Source organism: Bacillus sp. BD48 (genome assembly GCF_046566805.1).
Lineage (GTDB): Bacteria > Bacillota > Bacilli > Bacillales > Bacillaceae > Bacillus > Bacillus safensis.
On record NZ_JANGFM010000002.1, the window covers coordinates 871,228 to 895,907 of the forward strand.

General features: G+C 41.5%; 25 protein-coding genes. 11 read left to right on the forward strand and 14 right to left on the reverse strand.

Annotation, left to right across the window (positions count from 1 at the left end; all coding sequences use genetic code 11):
• Window positions 1-152: 152 nt before the first annotated feature.
• The 6 genes from ACLGGR_RS09375 to malK all read right to left on the reverse strand — a co-directional run bounded on the left by ACLGGR_RS09375 (window position 153) and on the right by malK (window position 7,622).
• The gene (locus tag ACLGGR_RS09375; protein ID WP_048237319.1) at window positions 153-1,112 is read right to left on the reverse strand and encodes an ABC transporter permease; all 960 of its coding nucleotides are present in this window, start codon (window positions 1,110-1,112) and stop codon (window positions 153-155) included.
• On the reverse strand, window positions 1,113-2,159 hold the full coding sequence (locus ACLGGR_RS09380; RefSeq protein WP_095409459.1) for an ABC transporter permease: 1,047 nt from the start codon (window positions 2,157-2,159) through the stop codon (window positions 1,113-1,115).
• Complete coding sequence (locus ACLGGR_RS09385) at window positions 2,152-3,687, reverse strand: ABC transporter ATP-binding protein (RefSeq protein ID WP_323649165.1); 1,536 nt, start codon at window positions 3,685-3,687, stop codon at window positions 2,152-2,154. The genes ACLGGR_RS09380 and ACLGGR_RS09385 overlap by 8 nt, the downstream gene beginning before the upstream one ends.
• Before the next feature lie 159 nt (window positions 3,688-3,846).
• Complete coding sequence (locus tag ACLGGR_RS09390; RefSeq protein ID WP_142945082.1) at window positions 3,847-4,929, reverse strand: BMP family lipoprotein; 1,083 nt, start codon at window positions 4,927-4,929, stop codon at window positions 3,847-3,849.
• A 394-nt stretch (window positions 4,930-5,323) separates the two neighbouring features.
• Window positions 5,324-6,031, reverse strand: a complete 708-nt coding sequence (locus tag ACLGGR_RS09395) for a response regulator (protein ID WP_095409456.1) — start codon at window positions 6,029-6,031, stop codon at window positions 5,324-5,326.
• Window positions 6,024-7,622 carry a malate sensor histidine kinase MalK gene (malK, locus tag ACLGGR_RS09400; RefSeq protein WP_142945080.1) on the reverse strand — a complete coding sequence of 533 codons (1,599 nt, stop codon included), beginning with the start codon at window positions 7,620-7,622 and terminating at the stop codon, window positions 6,024-6,026. Before malK ends, ACLGGR_RS09395 begins: the two co-directional genes overlap by 8 nt.
• 185 nt (window positions 7,623-7,807) lie before the next feature.
• Between malK and ACLGGR_RS09405 the strand changes: the two genes are divergently transcribed.
• Entirely contained in the window at window positions 7,808-8,365 is a 558-nt protein-coding gene (locus ACLGGR_RS09405) for a YufK family protein (RefSeq protein WP_024423305.1), read from the forward strand.
• 243 nt (window positions 8,366-8,608) lie between these two features.
• Here ACLGGR_RS09405 and ACLGGR_RS09410 read toward each other — a convergent pair whose 3' ends face one another.
• From ACLGGR_RS09410 to ACLGGR_RS09420, 3 genes are all read right to left on the reverse strand, one after another.
• The gene (locus ACLGGR_RS09410) at window positions 8,609-9,019 is read right to left on the reverse strand and encodes a thiol-disulfide oxidoreductase DCC family protein (protein WP_024423304.1); all 411 of its coding nucleotides are present in this window, start codon (window positions 9,017-9,019) and stop codon (window positions 8,609-8,611) included.
• Between the two features lie 18 nt (window positions 9,020-9,037).
• Window positions 9,038-10,939, reverse strand: a complete 1,902-nt coding sequence (locus ACLGGR_RS09415) for a transglycosylase domain-containing protein (protein ID WP_095409452.1) — start codon at window positions 10,937-10,939, stop codon at window positions 9,038-9,040.
• A 107-nt stretch (window positions 10,940-11,046) separates the two neighbouring features.
• Window positions 11,047-12,225, reverse strand: a complete 1,179-nt coding sequence (locus tag ACLGGR_RS09420; protein ID WP_269466388.1) for an MFS transporter — start codon at window positions 12,223-12,225, stop codon at window positions 11,047-11,049.
• A gap of 218 nt (window positions 12,226-12,443) precedes the next feature.
• On the opposite strand from ACLGGR_RS09420, the gene kapD reads away from it, so the two are divergent.
• Window positions 12,444-13,061 carry a 3'-5' exonuclease KapD gene (gene kapD / locus ACLGGR_RS09425; RefSeq protein ID WP_142945079.1) on the forward strand — a complete coding sequence of 206 codons (618 nt, stop codon included), beginning with the start codon at window positions 12,444-12,446 and terminating at the stop codon, window positions 13,059-13,061.
• On the opposite strand, the gene kapB is transcribed toward kapD, so the two are convergent.
• The gene (gene kapB, locus ACLGGR_RS09430; protein WP_095409449.1) at window positions 13,058-13,450 is read right to left on the reverse strand and encodes a kinase-associated lipoprotein KapB; all 393 of its coding nucleotides are present in this window, start codon (window positions 13,448-13,450) and stop codon (window positions 13,058-13,060) included. The genes kapD and kapB overlap by 4 nt on opposite strands.
• Window positions 13,451-13,541: 91 nt before the next feature.
• Between kapB and ACLGGR_RS09435 the strand changes: the two genes are divergently transcribed.
• The gene (locus tag ACLGGR_RS09435) at window positions 13,542-13,718 is read left to right on the forward strand and encodes a hypothetical protein (protein WP_162860193.1); all 177 of its coding nucleotides are present in this window, start codon (window positions 13,542-13,544) and stop codon (window positions 13,716-13,718) included.
• Here ACLGGR_RS09435 and ACLGGR_RS09440 read toward each other — a convergent pair whose 3' ends face one another.
• Complete coding sequence (locus tag ACLGGR_RS09440) at window positions 13,719-15,011, reverse strand: ATP-binding protein (RefSeq protein ID WP_410972946.1); 1,293 nt, start codon at window positions 15,009-15,011, stop codon at window positions 13,719-13,721. It abuts the gene before it with no gap.
• A gap of 133 nt (window positions 15,012-15,144) precedes the next feature.
• Entirely contained in the window at window positions 15,145-16,320 is a 1,176-nt protein-coding gene (locus ACLGGR_RS09445) for a MalY/PatB family protein (protein WP_410972947.1), read from the reverse strand.
• 82 nt (window positions 16,321-16,402) lie between these two features.
• Between ACLGGR_RS09445 and ACLGGR_RS09450 the strand changes: the two genes are divergently transcribed.
• Window positions 16,403-16,663, forward strand: a complete 261-nt coding sequence (locus ACLGGR_RS09450) for a YugE family protein (RefSeq protein ID WP_041107617.1) — start codon at window positions 16,403-16,405, stop codon at window positions 16,661-16,663.
• On the opposite strand, the gene ACLGGR_RS09455 is transcribed toward ACLGGR_RS09450, so the two are convergent.
• On the reverse strand, window positions 16,660-17,484 hold the full coding sequence (locus tag ACLGGR_RS09455) for an alpha/beta fold hydrolase (protein WP_410972948.1): 825 nt from the start codon (window positions 17,482-17,484) through the stop codon (window positions 16,660-16,662). The genes ACLGGR_RS09450 and ACLGGR_RS09455 overlap by 4 nt on opposite strands.
• A 175-nt stretch (window positions 17,485-17,659) precedes the next feature.
• On the opposite strand from ACLGGR_RS09455, the gene ACLGGR_RS09460 reads away from it, so the two are divergent.
• The 3 genes from ACLGGR_RS09460 (at window position 17,660) to yugI (ending at window position 19,945) form a co-directional block, all read left to right on the forward strand.
• Window positions 17,660-18,160 (forward strand): Lrp/AsnC family transcriptional regulator, encoded by a 501-nt coding sequence (locus tag ACLGGR_RS09460; protein WP_003213765.1) that lies wholly within the window; start codon window positions 17,660-17,662, stop codon window positions 18,158-18,160.
• Complete coding sequence (locus tag ACLGGR_RS09465; RefSeq protein WP_039181074.1) at window positions 18,161-19,354, forward strand: aminotransferase; 1,194 nt, start codon at window positions 18,161-18,163, stop codon at window positions 19,352-19,354.
• 198 nt (window positions 19,355-19,552) lie between these two features.
• Window positions 19,553-19,945 carry a S1 domain-containing post-transcriptional regulator GSP13 gene (yugI, locus tag ACLGGR_RS09470; protein WP_007500519.1) on the forward strand — a complete coding sequence of 131 codons (393 nt, stop codon included), beginning with the start codon at window positions 19,553-19,555 and terminating at the stop codon, window positions 19,943-19,945.
• Window positions 19,946-20,014: 69 nt separating this feature from the next.
• Here yugI and ACLGGR_RS09475 read toward each other — a convergent pair whose 3' ends face one another.
• Window positions 20,015-20,251, reverse strand: coding sequence for a DUF378 domain-containing protein (locus ACLGGR_RS09475; protein WP_003212952.1), 237 nt, complete (start codon window positions 20,249-20,251; stop codon window positions 20,015-20,017).
• Between the two features lie 144 nt (window positions 20,252-20,395).
• On the opposite strand from ACLGGR_RS09475, the gene ACLGGR_RS09480 reads away from it, so the two are divergent.
• The 4 genes from ACLGGR_RS09480 to ACLGGR_RS09495 all read left to right on the forward strand — a co-directional run bounded on the left by ACLGGR_RS09480 (window position 20,396) and on the right by ACLGGR_RS09495 (window position 24,666).
• The gene (locus ACLGGR_RS09480; protein ID WP_410972949.1) at window positions 20,396-21,559 is read left to right on the forward strand and encodes an iron-containing alcohol dehydrogenase; all 1,164 of its coding nucleotides are present in this window, start codon (window positions 20,396-20,398) and stop codon (window positions 21,557-21,559) included.
• A 120-nt stretch (window positions 21,560-21,679) separates the two neighbouring features.
• Window positions 21,680-22,852 carry an iron-containing alcohol dehydrogenase gene (locus ACLGGR_RS09485; protein WP_410972950.1) on the forward strand — a complete coding sequence of 391 codons (1,173 nt, stop codon included), beginning with the start codon at window positions 21,680-21,682 and terminating at the stop codon, window positions 22,850-22,852.
• A 127-nt stretch (window positions 22,853-22,979) separates the two neighbouring features.
• On the forward strand, window positions 22,980-24,335 hold the full coding sequence (locus ACLGGR_RS09490) for a glucose-6-phosphate isomerase (RefSeq protein ID WP_117731500.1): 1,356 nt from the start codon (window positions 22,980-22,982) through the stop codon (window positions 24,333-24,335).
• A gap of 112 nt (window positions 24,336-24,447) precedes the next feature.
• Window positions 24,448-24,666, forward strand: a complete 219-nt coding sequence (locus ACLGGR_RS09495) for a spore germination protein (RefSeq protein ID WP_142945071.1) — start codon at window positions 24,448-24,450, stop codon at window positions 24,664-24,666.
• Window positions 24,667-24,680 lie beyond the last annotated feature (14 nt).

A 24,680-nucleotide genomic window follows, 5' to 3' on the forward strand; every position in this document is an offset into this window, starting at 1 on the left:
TCTCAATTGTAGAAGATTCTGTGACACTCATCTATTTATTAAACTAAAATAAGTGTAATAAAAGTAAAATAAACAGGAATTTTTGAGTTTTTTATCATACAAAAATCCCCTGAAGGTAGTTTGTCCTTCAGGGGATTGATCATACATCGTATTTATCGTTTTCCTTTTAAATATGGTGTACCAAGTGCTTTCGGTGCATCAGCACGCCCAATGAAGCCAGTAAGTGCTAAGATGGTGAGCACATATGGTGCTATCAGCATATACACGTTCGGTATATCTTGGAACAGCGGCAGGAGAGAGCCAATAATGCTTAAACTTTGAGCAAATCCAAAGAATAATGCAGCACCCATTGCGCCAAACGGATGCCATTTACCGAATACAAGCGCAGCTAGTGCGATAAAGCCTTGTCCAGTAATGGTGGCATGGGAGAAATCAAGCGCGATCGTTGAGGCATAAACAGCTCCGCCAAGACCGCCAAACAGGCCACTAATAAAGACGCCGATATAACGCATCCGATACACTTTGATTCCCATTGTATCAGCTGCCATTGGATGCTCTCCGACTGCACGAAGACGAAGTCCAAACGGCATTTTAAATAAAACAAACCAAGCAACAACTGCAAGAGCTAAGGCGAGTATGGACGTATAATAAACATCTTTAAAGAAAATATCACCAATAATCGGTATGTCACTTAAAAGGGGAATATCTCCTTTATAGAAAGGCTCTGTAATTTTATCAGTTTGTGCTTTTCCGTAAATCAGTTTAACGACAAACAATGTTGCGCCAAGTGCCAGCATGTTAATGGCCACACCACTGACCGTTTGATCCGCTCGGAAGGTAATGGTCGCCACTGCATGAATCAGTGAGAACAATCCGCCAACGGCCATTCCGATAAGAAGCCCAAGCCACGGGGTCAAGGCTCCAAACGTATCAGCAAAAAATAAGTTAAAGATAATACTGGAAAATGCTCCGACGACCATCAAACCTTCAAGACCGATATTGACAACACCTGATCTTTCTGAAAAGACGCCTCCAAGAGCGGTTAAAATAAGTGGTGCAGCATAAACAAGTGTAGCTGGGACGATGATTTCAAGTATTTGCAGAAATCCCACTTATTTTCCCCCCTTTTTCTTCATTTGTTGAATCACAAGACGGATAATATAGCTTGAGGCGACGAAAAGAATGATGATCGCAATGACAATATCAACAACCTCAGTCGGTACGCCTGATTCAAGCGGCATATTTAACGCACCGACCTTCAATCCACCAAGCAATAATGCGGCAAGGACAACACCAACAGCCGTATTTCCACCTAATAAAGCGACGGCGATTCCATCAAAACCTACGCCTGTAAACGAGCCTTTAATAGAGGCATATTCAAATGTACCAAGGCCTTCCATAGCGCCTGCAAGACCAGCAAAAGCACCTGAAATGAGCATCGCATAAATGATATTGCGGCGAACGTTCATACCAGCATAATGTGATGCCTGCTGGTTCATTCCAACCGCTCGTAATTCAAACCCTTTAGAGGTTTTTTGAATAATGACCCACATCACGACCGCAGCAATAATGGCAACAAAAATACCGTTATGCATCCGGGAAAAATCAGTGATCTGCTCAAAGAATCCAGAGCGGAGCGAGGCAGTGGCATCGATTTTATCTGTTTTATCTTTATTATCTGTTAAGACATTTGAGATTAAATAGTTTGTGACATGAAGGGCAATGTAGTTCATCATGATGGTGACGATGACCTCATGCACATAAAAACGAGCTTTTAAAAACCCAGGAATAAAGCCCCATAATGCACCAGCAGCTGCTGCTGTGATGAGTGCAAGCGGGAGATGGATATACATAGGTGCATGGACAGTTGTTCCGATCCATACAGCAGCTACCCAGCCAATGAGCATTTGACCTTCTACACCGATATTAAATAGGCCTGTCCGAAATGCAAAGGCAACAGCAAGACCTGATAAAATATAAGGTGTCACTTGCCTGATGGTTTCTCCCATATAATAGGTTTCACCGAAAACGCCATTCCAAAGGGCACTATAGCCTTCGATGACACTATAACCGCTTGCCAGCATAATAATGGCCCCAACGAAAAGGCCAAGTACAATGGCTATAAGCGGAATCAGCAGATTTGTTAAGCGATTAGACATTTGCTTCTTTCCCCACTTCCTGTTGCGTACTTCCAGCCATTAATAGACCAAGCTCTTGCTCTGTTGTTTCTTTTGGATCAACAATGGCCACAATGCTGCCTTCGAAAATGACAGCGATCTTATCACTGACATTAATAATTTCATCAAGTTCAAAGGAGATGAGCAAAACGGCTTTGCCTGAGTCTCTTTGCTCAATTAGACGTTTATGAACAAATTCAATCGCACCAACATCAAGTCCTCGTGTCGGCTGAGCGGCAATTAATAAATCAGGGTTGCGGTCAACTTCACGGCCGATAATGGCTTTTTGCTGGTTACCGCCTGACAGAGCGCGCGCTTCTGTATATTCACTCGGTGTTCTGACGTCATATTCCGCAATGATTCCTTTTGCTTTTTGATAAATATTTTTCATATTTAATAAGCCGAATTTTGAATAAGGACGCTGATAATACGTTTGTAACGAAATGTTTTCTCCAATTGAAAAATCGAGCACGAGTCCATGTTTATGACGGTCCTGAGGAATATGTCCAATCCCAGATTCGGTCACTTTACGAGGCGGGAGATTTTGAATGGCTTTCCCGTTTAGCATGATCGTGCCAGATTCTGATTTTTTTAGACCGGTAATGGCTTCAATTAATTCAGACTGGCCATTGCCATCTACTCCAGCAATTCCGACAATTTCACCAGCCTTCACTGAGAGGTTCAACTGTTTGACCGCTTCAATTCCCCTGGCGTCTTTTACTGTGAGGTCTTGAATTTGAAGAACTTCCTCAGCAGGGGAAGCAGCTTTTTTGTCTGTTTTAAATGACACTTCACGGCCAACCATGAGGCTTGCAAGTTCGTCTTTATTTGTGTTTTCCACATCAAGTGTACGAATGCCTTGGCCTTTTCGGATAATGGTCACACGATGACAGGCATCCATAATTTCTTTCAGCTTATGGGTGATTAAAATAATGGATTTACCTTCATTGATTAAGTTTTTCATAATTTGTATGAGTTCTTTAATTTCTTGAGGTGTTAAAACGGCCGTTGGTTCGTCGAAGATCAATATGTCAGCGCCGCGGTAAAGTGTTTTTAAGATTTCTGCTCGCTGCTGCATGCCGACAGAGATGTCAGATACTTTTGCGGCAGGATCTATTTTCAAACCATAGCGGTCAGAAAGCTCTTGTACTTGCTGTATGGCTTGTTCTTTGTCAATCTTTCCAAACTTCTTTGGCTCTTTACCTAAAATGATGTTTTCAGCAACAGTGAAGGTATCGACAAGCATAAAGTGCTGATGCACCATTCCGATGCCTAAATCACTAGCATCATTTGGACTAGAGATAGTCACGGGTTTTCCGTGCACCTTAATTTCACCTTTTTCAGGCTGGTACAGTCCGAAAAGCACATTCATGAGCGTTGATTTTCCAGCGCCGTTTTCACCAAGCAGCGCATGAATTTCGCCCTTTTTTAGCTGCAGCGTAATGTTGTCGTTTGCTACAATGCCAGGGAATTCTTTGCGTATATTCAACATTTCAATGACATAATCCACAGGTTTAACCGCTCCTTTTTTAGGGTGCTGATGAAGATAAAAACTAGCAAAAGAAAAGCTGCAAAACGAGGCTGCAGCTTTTCTTTTACCACCTTTTACGAATAAAGAGGAGGTAAAGGAGAGGCAAGGGGATAAGGTGTGCTTATCCCGATGCTCAAATTAAGCTTTAAAATCTTTTAGTTCATCACGTGTTGCAGGGATTTTAACTTCACCCTTGATGATTTTTTGTTTCCATTCTTCAACTTTCTTTAATACATCTTTATCAAGGTTTTCCTGAGATGGAGAAATGTCAAGAGCGCCTTCTTTCAGACCGTATGTGATCACTTCGCCGCCAGGGAACTTACCTTCTTTTGCTTTCGTTGTTAAGTCTTGTACCGCTGTGTCTACTTTCTTAACCATAGAAGTAAGGGTGACACTTTGTTCTGTTCCAGGTACTTTTCCTTCGTCATACTGGTCTTTATCTACACCGATGACCCAAACTTTACGGTTAGGATCCGCTTTTTTCAGGTTTTTCGCTTCTGTGAAGACACCAGTTCCAGTGCCGCCAGCAGCATGATAGATGATGTCGACGCCGGATTTGTACATACTTTCAGCTGTTGCTTTCCCGATGTCAGCCTTATCGAATGCACCAGCATATTTCACTTCAACTTTTGCTTTCGGGTTAGCTGCTTCAACACCTGCACGGAAACCGACTTCGAATTTTCTGACTAATTCAGAATCAACGCCGCCGACAAAACCAATTTTGTTTGATTTTGTAGAAAGAGCAGCCGCAACACCTACAAGGAATGATCCTTCGTTTTCGTTAAACACAATGCTTGCCACGTTGTCTTTTTTCACGACTGCATCAACGATAGCAAAGTGATTATTCTTACGTTGATCCGCAATTTCAGATATAGCATCTTGCATTAAGAAACCAATTCCGTAAATCAGGTCGAATTTCTCACGAGCAAGTGTGTTTAAGTTTGTTGTATAGTCAGCATCTGATTTAGATTGTAAGTAATCAAAGCCGTTTTTACCTTTTTTTAGATTGTTGTCTTTCCCAAATGCTTGTAAACCTTCCCAAGCTGATTGGTTAAACGATTTGTCATCGACACCACCGACATCAGTTACCATTGCAACAGTGAATTGATCTTTATCTTTTTTGCTTTCACCGCTGTTTGAGCCAGAGTTGCCGCATGCTCCAAGGATGGTTCCTGCTGCTACGACTAAGGACAATGCTAGTCCAATTTTGCGCTTCTTCAAAACATAACCCCCTATAAAATTTAAAAGTTTCAGAAAAGTCTCGCGAAAAAAGACCGACTTATCTCTTCTTACCCTTCAGAAAAGGGTATTTTATCCTGCTTTCTCATGGAACTAATGGAGGGCAGGAGAGAAGATGTAAGACATCAGACTTATATCTCGTTGAACTAATCAATCATAATTTATCATTTCCAATCGAATAAATAAATAGAAATTTGTTTTATTTTTAAAAAAATGTTAAACGGCTTTATTTGATGTCTTTTTATCTGCTGAAATATGATATAATGCCGCTTTTGCGATGTGCTCTACTACAGTAGAACAGCTGATATCAAGGGATTTGTTACATCGTATGCCATAAAAAAACATCTGGCCTTTGTGAAAGGTCAGATGTAGCAGTTTAAAGATATTGCTGAATCAAATTCATATTGCTCGTGTTCAATTTATATTGGAAAACAGGACGTCCAATTGTCCCATACGCCATTTCAACATCCACCACTTCGATATCCTCAAGGAATTTCAAGTATTTTCTAATGGAGACTTGAGAGATTTCTGTATGATTGGCTAGGTCTTCAGTCGTGAAAGCCTGCTGACCAAATGATTGAATGCTTGTCCAGATGAGTTTGAGTGTGCTTTTGGTCAAGCCTTTTGGAAGAAGGACTTTTTCCGCCTCTGCTTTTTTATGAAATAGCTTCGCATCTAAATCATTTTGCGAAATGCTGTTCATGGATTGATACAGGGCATGTTTCCGTTTATACTCTGCCAGTGCTGATTGGAATCGTTCGAACTCAAAAGGCTTGATTAAATAATCGACCGCTCCGTTCCGCATCGTTTGCTGAACAACATCTACTTCATTGGCAGCAGAAATGACAATGACATCAACGGAATGATTTTGCTGGCGAATTTCTGTTAGTAATGCCAGTCCATTTTGACCAGGCATATAAATATCGAGCAGTACGAGGTGAATGACTTCTGTTTTTAACACTTCAAGTGCCTGCTGAAAGGAGGTGGCAATTCCCTTTAACTCAAAGCCATCGATTTGGGTCAGGTAGCGTTTGTTCAGCTCCCCAACCATTGGATCATCTTCTACTATTAACACATTAATCATGTGAATCCTCCTTTTGTTTATACGGAATGCGGAGACTAAACGTCGTTCCTTCTCCTTTTTCACTCGTGACAATCATATGTCCGTTCAATTTCTTGATGCTTTGGTCAACGAAGTAGAGTCCGAACCCTCTGTCTTCTCCTTTAGTTGAAAAGCCCTGATCAAACATGATGTCTTGTTCTTCTTTTGTGAGACCAACACCTGTGTCCGTGATTTCAATGTGAAGCTGCTGATGGACGTATCTGAAGGAAATCGAGATGTTTTTCGTCTCAGTATGTGAAACTGCATCGAGTGCGTTATTTAACAGGTTGCCAATCACGGTAATGAGATCATGCGTCACTGCCGGGTCCTCCGTATTTGGCACTTGTGTGCTGCAAATAACCTCCAAGGCAGCGCCTTGTTCCCTGATATAGCTTTGTTTTCCTAGTAAAAATCCTGCTAAAACAGAGTTTTTCACATGGTTGATGATTTCATTTGTTTCCGTTTGCTGATAGATCGCAATATCTTTGATATAAGTGCCAAGGTCATCGTAGTTTTTGAGCTGAACCAATCCTAAAATGACATGCAGCTTGTTCATAAATTCATGTGACTGGGCACGAAGCGCATTCGCATACATTTTGACCCCGCTAAGCTGTTCAGCCAGATGTTTCACTTCTGTTTTGTCACGGAAGGTGGCGATGGCCCCGACAATTTCACCTTTTACCGTAATTGGCACTTCATTAAAGACGAGCTCCAGTCCATTCATTCTCACGTCACGATCAAGCAGCGGCTTGCGTGTTTTAATGACTTGCTTTAAGCCGCTTGAAGGGAGGAGAGTTTGAACATCTTGTTCTCTAGGATCAACCATAATGCCCATATTATGAAAGAGCCGTTTGGCCTCTGCATTGGCCAGCTTGATTTTACCGTGCTGATCGACGGCAAGAATTCCTTCTTTTGTTGATTCTAGCATGGCGCTTCGTTCTTTTAACAATGTGGCGATCTCATCCGGCTCAAGTCCAAACATAATCTTCTTCACTTTTCTTGCTACAATGAGTGCTCCGATGATGCCAGATAGAAGGCTGAGTGATGTGACGAAGTAGAGTGGAAGTAAGCTTTGATGAATAATCAAGTCAATTTCCTTTAACGTAATCCCTACAGCCACAGCCCCGAGCTGTTTTCCGTTTTGATCATAAACAGGAACAAAAGCACGCATGGATCTGCCGAGTGTTCCAGAAGCCGTACTAATATGTTCTTTCCCCTGTAATGCAGCTTTTTCATCACCGCCGGCAAACCGCTTTCCAATCTTCTGGGGATTCGGATGTGTTTTGCGGATACCGTTCATATCCATAACGACAACGAATTCGGTTTTGGTGATTTGCTGAACACTTGTTGTATATTTTCGTAATGCTGAATATGAATGATCTTCTAATGATTGTGCGGTGATCGGTGCTTCTGCGACCATTTTGGCAGTAGAAAGAGCAATGTCACGCTCCTGCTGATGAATGTTTTTGGCTGTTTCCGACCATATCGTAAAGAATGTGATACAAAGAGAGATCAGGACAACGATACACACAAAAATCGTCAGCCGTGTTTGCAGTCTTAAAGTTTTTTTCACGAGTATACCCCTAACGCACAATTTTTTCGTAACAGTAATACTTTAACGGGAAAATGTAAGTTTGTGAAGGAATGTACGTGCAAAATCATAAATTTGATTTTGCTGTCAGTTTACTTTGAAAGCATCTTGTCAATCCGTTTTAAGTGAGCCATAATAAATGTGAGCTTATGAGAAAGGAACTATTTATGAAAAATACATATTTGACTGGATATTTTCCGCTGATTTCAATTTTACTATTCAGCTCTGCTTTTTCGATTTTTACAGTAGGTATCACAACTGATTTCTTGACTCAAGCAGGTATTTTAAAAGGAATGCTGGAATTTTTCTCAGAACAGGGCATCCGTCTTGCTCTCTTTGCCGCTTTTGCACTTGTTTATTTTATGATCTTATCTGCCTTAAAACTGATTGCAGATACGGTATTAGAGCTGGCGTTGCTCTTTTTCGCTAAGGACCCTGAAGGGGAGAACTTAAAGAAAATTCGGATTGCATCCGTTGTTTATTTATTTGCCAGCTTGCTTGCGTTTCTGTTGACGCAGCAGCTCATTCTGCTTGTCGGACTTTTTGCATTAGCAAGTCTTGTCTATTTTATCTGGGTTGTGGTTCGCATTTATCAATCGCTTTCTATGCTGAATTTGATTGGATTTATGATGTTTATTCTGCTGTTTTGGGCGACGTTTTTGATCGGTATTTTGTACTTATTTATTAAGCTTTATAACAGTGTGATGGCAAGTCTGCCTTCATAAGCAGACAAAGAAAGCATCCTCCAATGATGGAGGATGCTCAGCGTGTAGACAAACCCTCGCATTCGTTGTCAGGTCTACGCTCCGGTGCTCACGAATGTCAAATTCGCTCCGCTCCGGTACTCGTCCTTCCTAGACTTCAAAGGTTTTCTATCACGCTGAAAAGAAGACAAAGGGCTAAAATAAAGTTCATTTTAGCCCTTTGTCAACAATCTAAGCATCCTCCAATGATGGAGGATGCTTTTTTTATGAAAGAAACCGTTTTTGAATATCGGGTGTTGGCATCATACAAGATGTTTTTTGCCCAAACCATTTGTAGCGATTTTTTGCAATCAGCTGATAAAACCAATCACGGATTGGGCGTGGTATGGCAAGGAGTAAAAAGCTCCATCTGTAGATCCCTTTTAAATGCCGCGCGGCTTTTAAGATGCCTGTCGATTTCGTATAAAGGGTCCCTTTTTCGATATAAATGAATGAATTGAACTCATCTAAAGGCAAACCGTTTTCTTTTAAAATACGCTGCCCTGTATCTGATTGTAATGAAGCGAACATCATCCGTTCATTTGGATCGCGCTTAATCACAAACTGAACAGCGCCGCTGCACACGTTGCAGACACCGTCAAATAAAATTAAATGGGGTGGATGTGTTGAATGCATCGCAATCAAACCTCCTGTTTATCTGGCGTATTGCATCGTATTTTTCCAAATACGTAAGTGCGGGCTTGAATTGTAAATCGATTCGACCGTTCCTCTATCTCTTCCGACCCAGACACCCATTGTGTACTGATCTGTCAGTCCCACAAACCAAATATCTTTGTAGTCATTGGATGTCCCTGTTTTACCACCGATGTAAGGGGCATTGAAATTCGCTTTTTTCCCTGTCCCACTTTTCACAACGGAGGTAAGCAGCTTACGCATCGTTTCATTTGTACGCTGAGAATATACTTGCTTTGGCGACTCTTTCCACTTGTAAAGGGTCTTACCGTTTAAGTCTGTCACTTTTGTGATCGAATGACTTTGTGTGTAGGCTCCTTGGTTGCCAAAGACGGTATATGCATCTGTTATTTCTAGCGGTGAGAAGCCTTTCGTAAATCCGCCAAGTGCAGAAGGAAGGCGGTAATCATCCGCTACGATATGCTCAAATGAGAACTTCTCTAAATAGCTGAAGCCTTTTTTGACACCTACTGTATCCAGCATTCGGATCGCAGGGGTATTGTAAGAATTTTTAAAGGCTGTTTCAAGTGTGACCGTTCCATATGTTTTATGGTTATAGTTCTGCGGACAGTATCCGCTGCTGCAAAACTTGCCGGCACTGATGGTGCTTGAAGCCGTTGCGCCGGTTTGATCAATATAAGGCGCATAGTCTAAAAGCGGTTTAATCGCAGAACCAGGCTGTCTTTGCGCTTGATAAGCGTAGTTGAAATCAAATTTCTTATAGTTTTTCCCGCCAGCAAGTGCAACAATTTGATGCGTTTCATGATTAATGACGGCTGATCCGCCTTCCACACCTTGGTAAGGCAATTGAGCATTGAGCTGATAGACGGCTCTTTGCTGTAAGGAAGGATCAAGCGCCGTATAAATTTTCACGCCATCCTGGAGCAGGGCACTGACCTTTTCAGATAATTCTTTTTGAATAGCCTTTTTTGCTTCAGCCGTTTTGGCCTTCTTCAATCGTTTTGTAAAGCCCTCCTGATCAGACACAAGATCGGTAAACTCTTCATTGGCATATGTCACATAGTCAGGGTAAAGGTTTTTCTTTTCACTTAAGGACAGGCTGATTTTTTCTTTGACGGCTTTTTTGTATTGCTTTTTGGTGATGACGCCATCTTTCTTTAAAATACCAAGCAGTCGTTCTTGGCGTTTCTTTGTGTGCTTGAACTGTTTTAATGGGTCATACAGTGTTGGGTTGTTTGGAATAGCAGAGATAAATGCCATTTGTGCAAGTGTTAAAGAACTAAGCGGCTTATCAAAATAGTAATTAGCCGCAGAACCGACACCGTAAACACCATTACTGAAATAAATCGTATTTAAATAGCTTTCTAGAATTTCATCCTTTGAGAATTTTCGTTCAAGTTCATAGGAATAGAGCAGCTCCGTAAACTTTCGGCTGAACGAACGTTCATGGCTTAAATATAAGTTGCGGGACAGCTGCTGTGTGATCGTACTCGCTCCTTGGCTGATGCCATGGTTTTTAACATTTGCAGCAAGGGCACGAACAACTCCCATAAAGTCAATGCCTTTATGGTCATAAAAGTTGCGGTCCTCTGAACGAAGGAATAGCTCCTTCACAGGTTCAGGGATTTTATCGTATTTCACGAACACTCGGTTCTCATCGTTTGAGACGATCTCGGAGATAAGAGAACCATCCCGGTCATACATATAACTGTTTTGGGAAAAATCTATCTTTTCCAGCTTGATTTTTTGATCAAGCACTTCGTTAACAGGCTTTACACTTGCAGCTTCTTCCTTTGATAGATAAAAAGTCAGAACAAATAGTGGGATGAGGGCAGCAAGTAATAACCAACCAATAATTGCACGAAACATGAGGTCACTCACTTTCTTCAATTTTCTAGCCATATCGTACCATTCTTTTGCGAATACGAGAAGGTTATTTTTAGAAAAGAATGGGCGTGAAGTCTAGTGAATCAGGCTTTTACGCAAGAAAAAAGAGTATCTGAAGATGATCAGACACTCCTTTCCTTTGTCTTCGCATGCGAGCGGACCGCCCATAAAAATAACGCGCCAAACAGAAAAATGCCGGCAGTGACATAAAAGACAGCTGGAATCCCGTAATGACTCGCCACAATGCCGCCGATTACTGGACCGACAACATTCCCAAGAAAGCGGAAGCTGACATTGTATCCGAGCACTTCTCCTTGCATAGAAGCAGGTGCTTTGATCCGGATATACGCTGTCGTACACGGAATAATCCCGCCAAGTGCCATCCCGTATAGAAAACGGAAAATGACTAACATCACGTAGGAATCCGCCATCGCTTGCGGGATGAATAAAATAGAGGAGAGAATGAGAAGGGCAAGCAGCACCTTGTCGTGACCAATTCGATCTCCGAGATCTCCCCATTTTCGCGTGAACAGCAAATTGCCAAGTCCAGTTGCAGAAAATGCTAGCCCCGCATAAAAAGCGAGATTGACAGGACCATGTAAATCATGAATGTATAAAGCCAAAAGCGGCTGAATGCTAAAGTTCCCTACTTGTGTAATAAACGTTAAAAGCATCGTGACCACAAGCAAAGGCTGTTTGAAAATGTGAATGAGTACATCCTTCCGTGAGTAAGAAACTCGCTTTGCTTCTTTTGACCGGATCGGCTGTTCCTTTACTCCGAAGATAATCACAATAGCTGACACATAAATGACAGCCGCTGTGAGGAAAAACGTATAAATAAATCCGACGCTGTCTGCCATGAATCCGCCCATTAACGGACCAAACAATCCTCCGGCGACATTACTCATCTGCATCGTTCCAAGCGTTTTACCGGCAGTTGCCTTTTCAGTCTGTGCAGAAATCAGTGCCATTGAAGTCGAGATAAAGCCTGTGACAAGCCCCATGAAGAGCCTTAATGCGAATAGCTGATACACGGTGTGCACAAGCCCCATTAATAGAATACTTGTGGCGATGCCAATACCGTTAATCAATAAAATCTTTTTATAGCCATGCCGGTCGCCAATCCGCCCCCAAATCGGAGAGATCAGGAAGGCCGTTAAAAACGTGACCCCAAAGACATAGCCGCTCCATCTTTGAACAAATTCATTTGAATAGCTGCTATCAAGAGATTCTATGTAAAGTGATAAAAAAGGGACGATCATTGTAATGCTCGCAGATACAAAAAAGTTCACAAACCACATGATGTACAAGTTTTTCTTCCTGTTTGTGATAGAGACCACCTTCTTTATTTATTTCGTGTTCCTTAATAATTATAAAGGAAAATAAACGATCTTTCATCTGATGAATAGGTTGGGCATAGTGAATCTGCATTATTTTCACGAAAATGAAGTGATTTCAAGGTCCGTCTTAATATAATGGTATGAGAATGAAAAACTGACGAAAAAGTGAGGTGAAACTGGTGGAACAGAAGACGGTGCTTGTGGTCGATTTTGAATTTACGATGCCTGATGGAAAATATCATCCACAAAACTTTTTTCCTGAAATTATTGAAGCTGGGGTAGTGAAAGCAGCAGATGAAACGATCATAGACACATTCTCTAGCTACGTCAAACCGAAAAAGTTCCCGAAGCTGACGAAGCGCTGTAAATCTTTCCTCGGAATTACACAGGAGGATGTAGAGAGCGGGATTTCATTTGAGACGTTTATCGAGAAGCTTGTGACACTAGATGGGGGAGAGAATTGTGAGATTATTACGTGGGGCAACATGGACATGAAGGTACTGAAGCAAAATTGTATGCTCAATCACATTACCTTTCCTTTTAAGGGGAAGCTGAGGGATCTTGCCTTTGAATATAAAACCTTTTTTGGTGACCGCACATTGACAGGGCTTCGAAAAGCGGCAAAGGAATACGGCAGTGAAGGAGCTGGTAAGCATCATAAAGCACTCGATGATGCCATGACGACTTATCAGCTGTTCACCCTCTTTGAAAAAGACAGAGCCTATGTGGAAAATCCGCAAACAACCAAAATCGGTGAGCTTATCGATTTCTCGCATTTTTTTGATTCGGCTGATTAGCGGACGTCTTCTGGAAAATAATCTTTCTCAAGAGAAGATAAGCACGCTCTTGATTTTTCAGCCCATTTGGAATCATCCGCACGGAGTGCTTGTTTCAATTTATCTACAGCTTCTTTCAGTGATACTTCATAATCAGGTATATCACCATCATAAGGCTTCACCATATGATGAGGGATATTTGTCTGTTCTCTATAGGCCAAAGCCCGCCTCTCCTGGAAAAAAGGCACGTCTGCTTCTTTCGGATGATGCAGGTCGCCTTGTGTGGGATGTGTCAGAACTGCTTTTACTTGAACGAGATAGGTCGACGGTTTCACTGCTGTCACTTCCCCAACATATACACCTGTTTTATAAAAACCTTTCACAACTTGTCCAATTTGAATGTCTGTCATGTGAAATTCCTCCATTTCCTTCTCATAGGAAGGTATTTCATTTCTTTTAGCCAATATAGTGAAGTAAACGAGCAAAAGGGGGAATGGCGAGATGTCATTCATCGTACTTTTTCTACTATATTTTCCTGAAGATAAAAGGGAGTACATCCCAGCGGCTATCACCACGGTGATTTTCTTTATTGCTGCGTTTATTTGTTTTCGTCTCATCGTTCGTGCGTCTAAGAAGCAGGAGCGCATAGATGAAAAAAGAACAAAAAAAATGGATTAATCATTTTCTTCTTGTATCTTCAGGAAATTTCACGGTAACGGTTGTTCCAGACTGCAGCGAGCTTTTGAAACGAATGGTTCCATGGTGATTTTCAATAATAGAAAAAGTCACTGTCAGCCCAAGCCCAGTCCCTTTATTTTTCAAGGTATAATAGGGTTCGCCAAGCTTTTTCATTTGGCTTTCTGTCATACCTACACCGTTATCAACGAAATAAATGCAGATCTTATGATTTTCTTTTGAAGCAAAAAGTTCAATTTTCCCTTCATGTTCAGGAGCTGCTTCAATTGCATTTTTGATTAAATTAATCATGACTTGCTTGATCTTCGTTACGTCACCTTGAATGTATAAGTCAGGTTCAATGGATTGATGAATCGTGACCGATTTAAAATTCGCATAGGATGTCATCAGTGATGCACATTCCTCAAGTAATTTAGAGAGATTAAGAGATTCAATTTGATAATAGTTTTGTTTTGCAATGTCAAGATAACTCGTGATAATGTCCTGCGCTCGGTCTAATTCGGACAGAACGAGATTTTTATAATCTTTATTGGCAGGTGGCTCTTTCGTATGATCACTCGAAAAGAGCAATTGAATAAAGCCTCTCACAACTGTCAGCGGATTGCGTACTTCATGGGCGACACTTGCAGCAAGTTCACTTACAATGGTCAGCTTTTCTGACTGGACAAGCTGTGTTCTCATTTCCGCATTTTCTTTCACGAATTCAATGGAATAGATACTGAGCACAAGAAAGAATATGTAGTATAGAGTTGAGAAAAATAACTCCAGGAGCTTTTGCTGCATAATAAAAGCTGGACTGTATGCCATTAAGCTGACCGCAAGCAGACCAATGTAAATAAAGAATCCTTTGGATAAACCGATAAGCACTCCGTAAAAAAGCTTATTCAGCTTCGAATATTGATGCCATTTTCGGTAGAACAGGAATGGGATGAAAAAGTAAATTGGGACAACGATGAGTCCAATCCATAAGAAAGAGCCGTACATCACGAATTTGACAATGATGCTTATCAAGATGGCAACGATCCCCGCCATGTATCCTCCGTATAAAATAGCAAGTACAAGGGGAATGGATTGAAGCCCAGTCTGCAAATCTAAAATCGAACCAACTGGATACATAATACATAGTGCTGAAGAGATGGATGCGAATACTGTGATGAGCAGTTTATTCGTTTTTGGGAAATGAGCAGGGGTCCGGCTTAGCCATAGCGCATGATATAAAAAGATTGGAAATAGAATAAAAGATACATGGAGCAGAAAATCCTTGAACATTTCCATTTAAATGCTCTCCTCGTAAATAATTGTAATTCCTCTCATTATATCATTTCATGTACAAAGTAGATATGATAAAAGGAGGGTTTTTTTCTTTAAAAAGAACACCCGTTAGGATGTTCTTTCTATCGTATAGGTCTTATTCAGCTGAAAGCGTGAATGCTTGGTGAAGACGTTTTAGTCCTTCTTTGACTGTTGAAGCAGGACAGCCGAGATTTATCCGAATAAAGCCGTCTCCTTCGTGTCCGTACACGTGGCCAAGCTCTAGGATCACTTTCCCTTTTTTCAGCAGATTCCGTTTCAATTCCGCTTGACTGAATTGATAATCCCGAATGTCCAGCCACAATAAATAAGAAGCATCTGGTTTCATATAACGCATATTTGGAAGATATTCGTCAATATAGTCCATCGCCATCTTCATGTTGCCTTCGAGATAAAGAACAAGGGCATCAAGCCACTCATCCCCGTGGTGGTATGCTGCTTCCATCGCAGGAATCGCAAATGCATTCAGTTTGGACAGTCCGTTTCTTTGCAGTTCATTCGTGAAAAGGGTTCTTTTTTCTTCATCTGAAATGATAATGGCAGATGCTTGAAGCCCCGCTAGATTAAAGGTTTTACTCGGCGCAATACACGTTACCGTGATATGTGCAATGTCGTCAGAAAGGCTGGCGAAGGGCACATGCTGCTCCCCGTAAAGCATCAAATCCGAGTGAATCTCATCTGAAACGACTGTGACTCCATGCTTCACACATAGGTCTCCGACTCGCTTTAATTCCTCTTTTGACCATGCTCTTCCGGACGGATTATGCGGATGGCATAGGAACATGAGCTTTGCTTGTGGTCTGCTCAGTTTTTTCTCTAAATCATCAAAATCCATCATATAGCGGTTGTTTTCTATTTTTAAGGGATTGGCTGAGACTGTACGTCCATTTCGCTCAATCATTTGATAAAAAGGTGTATACACTGGTGACTGTATAACTACTTCGTCGTGCGGTGCTGTAAAGGCTTGAACAGCAAAACTAAGTGCCGTTACGATTCCTGGTGTGAAGGTGACGGCATCTGTCTGAATTGTCCATCCATGTCTTCTTTTGAGCCAGCCAGCGACTGCCTGCTGCGTATCCTGATCTTGAAATGCGTAGCCAAAAACGCCATGATCTAATCGCTCTTTCAATGCATCAAGGACGACCTGAGGTGCTTTAAAATCCATATCGGCCACCCACATCGGGAGGGCATCTGTTGTCAGGAACAAAGACTCTGCCTGATCCCATTTCACTGATTTTGAACCTTTACGTATGATCTGTTCGTCGAAATTCATGAAACCACCTCTAGCTGTTTTTCAACCATTCTTGGTTGTGCTAAAATAAACATCACAAAATTTATTATAAGCGGTGATACCGATGAAAGATAGTCAAGCTGTAGAAGAGATGATTCAATTTATTAAGGCATGGGACCCTTTTCATTATGGAGAGGATTTTTATGAAACGGAGCCTGCTGACGTCATCAGTGCATTATACGACGCAGAAGACCCGTTATCTTTAGCAAAAGAGATTCAAGCCATCTACCATCACTCATTTGAACAGCTTCTTCCGATAGAGAGCTGTCAGCATACAGCGAATCAGCTTTTTGTCATACGAGACAGCAGCTCCTGTTCACGCTAAGACAGGCTGAAATGTCCGATTTGATCAGACACAAAGACCGGATTTTCCTCAGGAATGAGGTGCCCGGTTTTTTTTAATGCATGTAAGGTCGAATTAGGCAGATCTTTGTGCAGTCTTTCGCCTATTTGAATGGGAACGATTCGATCTTCCTCGCCCCAAATGAGCAGCACGGGCGTTTCCATTTTCTTTAAAACGTCCGAGGTTAAATCTCCTTCCCGGTGCCGAATCAAACGAAATATCCCCCGAAAGATTTGATCATCTGAAAACGGCTTTAAATATCCATCGACCATCTCTTGATCAATGATGGAATGATCATGCACAACTGCCGTTAAATTCTTCATAATGCCCTGCTTTAAAAGCTTTCTTTTTAGATACAGATAAAAATAAGGAATATATGTGCTGTAAACAAGTGATCTTTTTGACTTATTCAAATATCCAGAGCTGCACAAAAGAACCGCCTTTTCAAATAAGTCCGGCCGTTCAGAAGCAGCATATAAGGCGATCTGTCCGCCCATTGAATGACCCACTAAGATCGCATGCTGAACCTGTAAATGACCAGCAAGTTCAATAATAATTTTTCCCATGTTGCGATAGCTGTAAATAAACGTATTCGACTTCTCGGACTGTCCAAATGGCGGCAGATCGATTGCAATTAAATTGAAGTCCTGTTTCAGAAGCGGGATGAGCTTTCGATAGCTGAAGGTAGAAGAGAAGAGACCGTGAATTAAGATCAATGTCTTCTTGCCCTCGTTTGGATAGTGCTCGTAATAGATATCTAAACCGAATGTACTTTTCATATACGCTGGCTGAACAATGTCCACATTCTTCACTCCGATACTTGATACTCTCTCTGTTAGGTGACTGTATTGTACCCTAAAAAGTGGATTTTAAGCTATTATTAGAATCTTTTCCCTGCTTAGCATAATGGGAAAAACGTGCTATAATGTTCAGAAGATTTTTTAAAACTAGCTTTTATAATCTGAGGTGTGAAATCAAATGAAACTAACAGAAAAAGAAACTGAAATATTAGAGATTTTAGATGAAAACAGCCGCGCCGATTTAAATACAATTGCAAAAATGGCAGGCGTGACAACAGAAGAAGCCGAAGCCATCATTCAAAAACTTGAAGATCAAAAAGTCATTATTGATTATTCAACCATGATTGACTGGCGAAAAGTGGATGGTCATGAAGGCGTAACAGCAATGATTGATGTAAAAGTGACACCAAAAAGAGGCGTAGGATTTGATGAAATTGCTGAACGGATTTATCGGTTTCAGGAAGTGGAGTCTGTCTATCTCATGTCAGGTGTTTACGATTTATCCGTTGTGATTCGCGGAAGATCTATGTCTGATATTGCCCGCTTCGTATCTGAAAAATTATCGACACTAGATTCCGTTGTTTCAACAACTACCCACTTTATTTTGAAAAGATATAAACATGATGGGAAAGTGTTTGAAACAGGAGACGATGACAAAAGAATCGTGGTGTCTCCTTAAATGAAAAAGTCTTATTTATCTGAAACGGTACAAAGCATTCAGCCGTCAGGTATTCGGAAATTTTTTGATTTGGCAGCCACAATGGAAGGGGTTATTTCCCTTGGTGTCGGCGAGCCGGATTTCGTGACAGCTTGGAATGTCAGAGAAGCAAGTATTATGTCATTAGAACAAGGACTGACCTCTTATACGGCGAATGCCGGTTTAATCTCTTTGCGAAAAGAACTGAGCCACTACTTATATAAGCGGTTTCACATTGACTACAGTCCAGAAGAGGAACTCATTATCACAGTTGGCGGAAGCCAGGCACTTGATTTGGCCTTTCGTGCGATTTTAAACAGCGGGGATGAAGTGATCATTCCAGAGCCTTGTTTCGTAGCATACGGGGCACTTACGACACTTGCAGGCGGAGTGCCTGTTTATTTAAGTACATCCGCTGAAAAAGATTTCAAAGCAGATTCTGCGGATCTTCGCACGAAGCTGACGCCGAAAACAAAAGCGATTTTGCTTTGCTCACCATCAAATCCAACTGGGTCTGTTTATTCAAAGGAAGAGCTTGAAGATATTGCTCAATTTGCGAAAGAGCATGACCTGCTCATTATTACGGATGAGATTTATGCAGAGCTGACGTACGATGAAGCTTTTACAAGCGTCGCGGCCATTCAAGATATGAAGGAAAGAACGATCTTGATTTCAGGCTTTTCTAAAGGGTTTGCCATGACGGGCTGGCGCTTAGGATATGTGGCAGCACCACCTGTACTGCGCGATGCCATGCTGAAAATACATCAATATTCTATGATGTGCGCGCCGGCGATGGCACAATATGCGGCAGAAGAAGCATTAAAAAATGGACTTGAAGATGTCGAGAAAATGAAGAAAAGCTACAGAAGGCGCCGTAATTTGTTTGTCGGCTCCCTTAATGAACTAGGACTCACATGCCACCAGCCAAATGGAGCGTTTTACGCATTCCCATCAATTAAAAGCACGGGCATGACGTCAGAACAATTTGCTGAGGAGCTGCTCTTAAGTGAAAAAGTAGCCGTTGTTCCTGGGAATGTATTCGGACCGAGCGGTGAAGGTCATATTCGCTGTTCATATGCTTCGTCACTTGATCATCTTCAGGAATCACTTTCAAGAATTCAGCGCTTTTTACAGGCTCGACAAGTGAAGGAAGAAGCATCAGCCATCTTAAAATAAAAAAAGGCATCAATCCAAATGGACTCATGCCTCACAAATTAGGGGGGAATACTAGAAAGCATTCTTGTTTTCAGGTATTCCCCCTTTTAATCTCATCTAAACCCATTTAAAAAATATTTTGCGTAACTGCCCGTTCTGTGATATAGTTTTTAATTGCGTATAAACGAATATTAAAACATTTATTTAGGAGTTGTTATCATGGCGACAAAGTTTGAAGTAGGCAGTGTTTACACTGGTAAAGTAACAGGATTACAAGCGTATGGTGCGTTTGTTGCATTAGATGAAGAAACTCAAGGACTTGTGCATATTTCTGAAGTAACACATGGCTTTGTAAAAGACATCAACGAGCACCTTTCAATTGGTGACGAAGTACAAGTAAAAGTTCTTTCTGTTGATGAAAATGCAGGTAAAATCAGCCTTTCTATCCGTGCGACACAAGATGCACCTGAAAGAAAAGAAAGCAAACCAAAGAAACAAAGACCACAGCAAGTGAAAGAAGAAGCTGCTGCACCACAAGGTTTCAATACGCTTAAAGATAAACTTGAAGAGTGGATTGAGCAATCAAACCGTAAAGACCTTATCAAGAAATAATAAAAAAGCACCGCTTCAAACGGTGCCTTAGGCTGCCTCATGTAGGCAGCCTTTTTTATGTCTTTTTATTTAACGAACTTCTGGATTCGGCTCGTCACGGCGAACAGCTTCTTCGCTTGGTTTGAACAACAGACCAAGGTTGACAAGACCTGCAATTCCAACAAGACCATAAATAATACGTGATAATGCAGAACCTTGTCCGCCAAAGATCGCTGCTACTAAGTCAAATTGAAAAAAGCCGATTAGTCCCCAGTTAATAGCACCGATAATCGTGAGCACGAGGGCAATACGTTGAATAGCACTCATCGTGATTCCTCCTTTCGCTACAGCATCAATACATTTATATTTTGCAGATTTTTAGCCAAACTATGCGTAAGAAAATGGATGAAAGCAAATTACTTTACTTTTGGAATGAATGAGGCGCATAATGTAGCGCGAGGAGGAGATCACATGGATCGATTTACTTATTGGAACCCAACGAAATTAATTTTTGGAAAGGGAGAAGTTTCAGCCCTTTCAGATGAACTCAAACACTACGGAAAAAACGTATTACTTGTATATGGTGGAGGCAGTATTAAACGAAACGGCCTTTATGACCAAGTTGTCAGCATCCTAAAAGAATCAGGAGCAGCAATCACTGAACTTGCTGGTGTGGAGCCTAACCCGCGCTTAACAACAGTAAGAAAAGGGGTCGAGCTTTGCAAAGAGAACGACATTGATTTTATTTTGGCAGTTGGCGGCGGCAGTGTCATTGATGCGACAAAAGCAATCGCAGCTGGTGCGAAGTACGATGGAGATGCTTGGGATATCGTGACACGTAAGCACGTCCCTATGGAAGCTATTCCATTCGGTACTGTGTTGACACTTGCCGCAACAGGCTCTGAAATGAACTCTGGATCAGTCATCACAAACTGGGAAACAAATGAGAAGTATGGCTGGGGAAGTCCAGCAGTTTTCCCGAAATTCTCTATTCTTGATCCAGTCAACACATTCACTGTACCTAAAAACCATACGATTTATGGCATGGTTGACATGATGTCACATGTGTTCGAACAATATTTCCATCACACAGAAAATACACCTTACCAAGATCGTATGTGTGAAGGACTTCTTCGCACTGTCATTGAAACGGCACCGAAGTTGATCAACGATCTAGAGAACTATGAGCTGCGTGAAACGATTTTATTCACTGGCACCATTGCACTTAATGGAATGCTTTCAATGGGGGCACGTGGTGACTGGGCTTCTCATAACATTGAGCATGCAGTATCTGCTGTTTATGATATCCCTCATGCAGGAGGACTTGCGATCTTGTTCCCGAACTGGATGAAACATGTGATTCAAGAAAACCCAGGCCGTTTTAAACAATTAGCGGTGCGTGTATTCGATATAGACCCTGCGGGCAAAACAGACGAAGAAGTCGGCTTAGAAGGAATCGACAAGCTGTCAGCTTTCTGGACAAGTCTTGGTGCACCAAGCCGTTTAGCGGATTATGACATCAACGATGAGAAAATTGATTTAATTGCAGACCGTGCAATGGCACGTGGTGAATTTGGTCAATTTAAAAAGCTGAACAAAGAAGATGTTCTAGCTATTTTAAACGCTTCTTTATAATCGAACATGGAAAGGATAGCTGCTTTTAAGCAGTTATCTTTTTTTGAGTTCTGCGCGCACATATGTTACAGTAGTCTTTCATGTTTTTGGATATAAATGTTTTAAGGAGATGTAGAACAGATGGAAAACTTTATTTACTATAATCCAACGAAATTGATGTTTGGTAAAGGACAACTAGACGGACTCAAAAGCGAACTCGCTCGTTATGGAAAACGAGTGTTACTTGTATATGGCGGCGGCAGCATTAAGAAAAATGGTCTTTATGACAATGTCATCAGTGCGTTAAATGAAGCAGATGCAGAAGTGTTTGAGCTGTCTGGCGTTGAACCAAACCCGCGCCTTACAACAGTGAAAAAGGGAATCGATATCTGCCAAAATGAGAACATTGATTTCTTATTAGCCGTCGGCGGCGGAAGTGTGATCGACTGTACAAAAGCGATTGCAGCGGGAGCAGAGTATGACGGTGATGTGTGGGATATTATTTCAAAGAAAACAACCGCTCAAAAAGCATTGCCGTTTGGCACAGTACTGACACTTGCAGCAACTGGTTCAGAAATGAATCCAGACTCTGTCATCACAAACTGGGAAACGAATGAAAAATATGTGTGGGGTAGCTCTGTCACTCACCCTGCTTTTTCAATTCTAGACCCCGAGCATACGTATTCTGTGCCAGAAAACCAGACGGTGTATGGTATGGTCGATATGATGAGCCACGTCTTTGAGCAATACTTCCACAATGTAAAAAACACGCCTTTACAGGACCGGATGTGCTTTGCTGTTCTTCAAACAGTCATCGAGACAGCACCAAAACTGCTGGAAGACTTACAAAACTATGAGCATCGTGAAACCATTCTTTATGCAGGAACGATTGCTTTAAATGGCACGCTGCAAATGGGCTATTTCGGCGACTGGGCGTCCCATACGATTGAGCATGCTGTATCGGCTGTCTATGACATTCCGCATGCAGGTGGACTTGCCATCCTCTTCCCAAACTGGATGCGCCACACCCTTGATCATAATGTAGAACGTTTTAAAAACCTTATGCTGAACATGTTTGACATTGAAACAGAAGGAAAGTCAGATCGTGACATCGCATTAGAAGGAATCGACAAACTGTCTGCGTTCTGGACAAGCCTAGGAGCACCAAGCCGTTTATCGGACTATGACATCGGTGAAGATCAGCTGGACAAAATTGCTGACATTGCAGCAAAAGAAATGGAATACGGTGGTTTTGGAAACTTTATGAAACTTAATCGTGATGACATTCTAGCGATTTTGAAAGCTTCTTTATAATCCAGATTGCCGCTTCTCATCTAAGAGTAGCGGCTTTTTGCTATGCCAGTGACGATCACTTGATTTCAAAAGCTAGTTCCGCTAAAGTGAAAGGGATAGAACTAACGTAATGGAGGGCTTACAAACGATGACACATATTCAATTTGACTACTCGAAAGCGTTACCTTTCTTTCAAGAACATGAGCTTACATATTTAAAAGATTTTGTGAAGGTAGCCCATCATAATATTCATGAACAAACGGGTGCAGGCAGTGATTATTTAGGCTGGGTGGACTTGCCGAAGCAATATGACCGCGAAGAATTTGCCCGCATTAAAAAAAGTGCAGATAAAATTAAGTCTGACTCTGACGTCCTGCTCGTTGTCGGAATCGGCGGGTCATATCTAGGTGCACGTGCGGCGATTGAGTTTTTGAACCATTCTTTCTATAACACTTTGCCAAAAGGCAAGCGCAAGACACCGCAAATCATTTTTATTGGAAACAACATCAGTTCTTCTTATTTAACAGATGTGATGGATCTATTGGAAGATGCAGATTTCTCCATTAACGTGATTTCAAAATCTGGTACAACAACAGAGCCAGCCATTGCGTTCCGCATCTTTAAAAAGCTCCTCATTGAAAAATACGGTGCTGAAGAAGCGAAAAAACGTATTTATGCGACAACTGACAAGGCACGCGGTGCACTGAAAACATTAGCAACTGAAGAAGGCTATGAATCATTTATCATCCCTGATGATGTCGGTGGACGCTATTCTGTATTAACAGCAGTCGGTCTTTTGCCTATCGCTGTGAGCGGAGCAGACATTGATCAGATGATGGAAGGTGCGGCAAAAGCAAGCGAAGACTTCGCTTCATCTGAGCTTTCTGAAAATGCGGCTTACCAATATGCTGTCGTCCGCAATGTCCTTTACAATAAAGGCAGAACAATTGAAATGCTGATTAACTATGAGCCAGGCCTTCAATATTTCTCAGAATGGTGGAAGCAATTATTCGGTGAAAGTGAAGGGAAAGATGAAAAAGGAATCTATCCTTCATCTGCTAACTTCTCAACAGATCTTCATTCACTTGGTCAATATGTTCAAGAAGGAAGAAGAGACTTGTTTGAAACAATCGTGAATGTTGACAAGCCTCGACATGAGCTTGTGATTGAAGCAGAAGAACAAGATCTTGATGGTTTGAACTACCTAGCAGGAAAAACGGTTGATTTCGTCAATAAAAAAGCATTTGAAGGAACGATGCTTGCCCATACAGATGGAAAAGTACCGAATCTCATCGTGACAATTCCTGAGATGGATGCTTATACATTCGGATACCTCGTATACTTCTTTGAGAAAGCATGTGCGATGTCTGGATATTTACTAGGCGTCAATCCATTCGATCAGCCTGGAGTAGAAGCTTATAAAGTGAATATGTTTGCTTTACTAGGAAAACCAGGCTTTGAAGAGAAAAAAGCAGAGCTTGAAAGCCGTTTAAAACAATCATAAGAACGAAAAAGCACACCTTTTCATAAGGGTGTGCCTTTTTTGTTTTCTTCAGGTTCCTGTGCAAGCTTTCCTGTGTTCTGTACATAGAATAATGAATGGAGGAGGGTGAAAAATGAGGACGAATCATATTTATATTCATGATATTTCTGGCCAGGCGATCGTTAACTTTGGCAATGTCGGGCGCATTTGTCCTATGAGTGCTACGAAGGAAACAGCAGGTTCCGGCAGTTCGAACGAGCCGACTCAAACAACCAATCAAAGCTTATTTGATGCCGCGTTTACAAACAATGTACAAATCACGAGAGGCAAATGTATGAATTCCTCTCTTTAACGAACCCTATACAA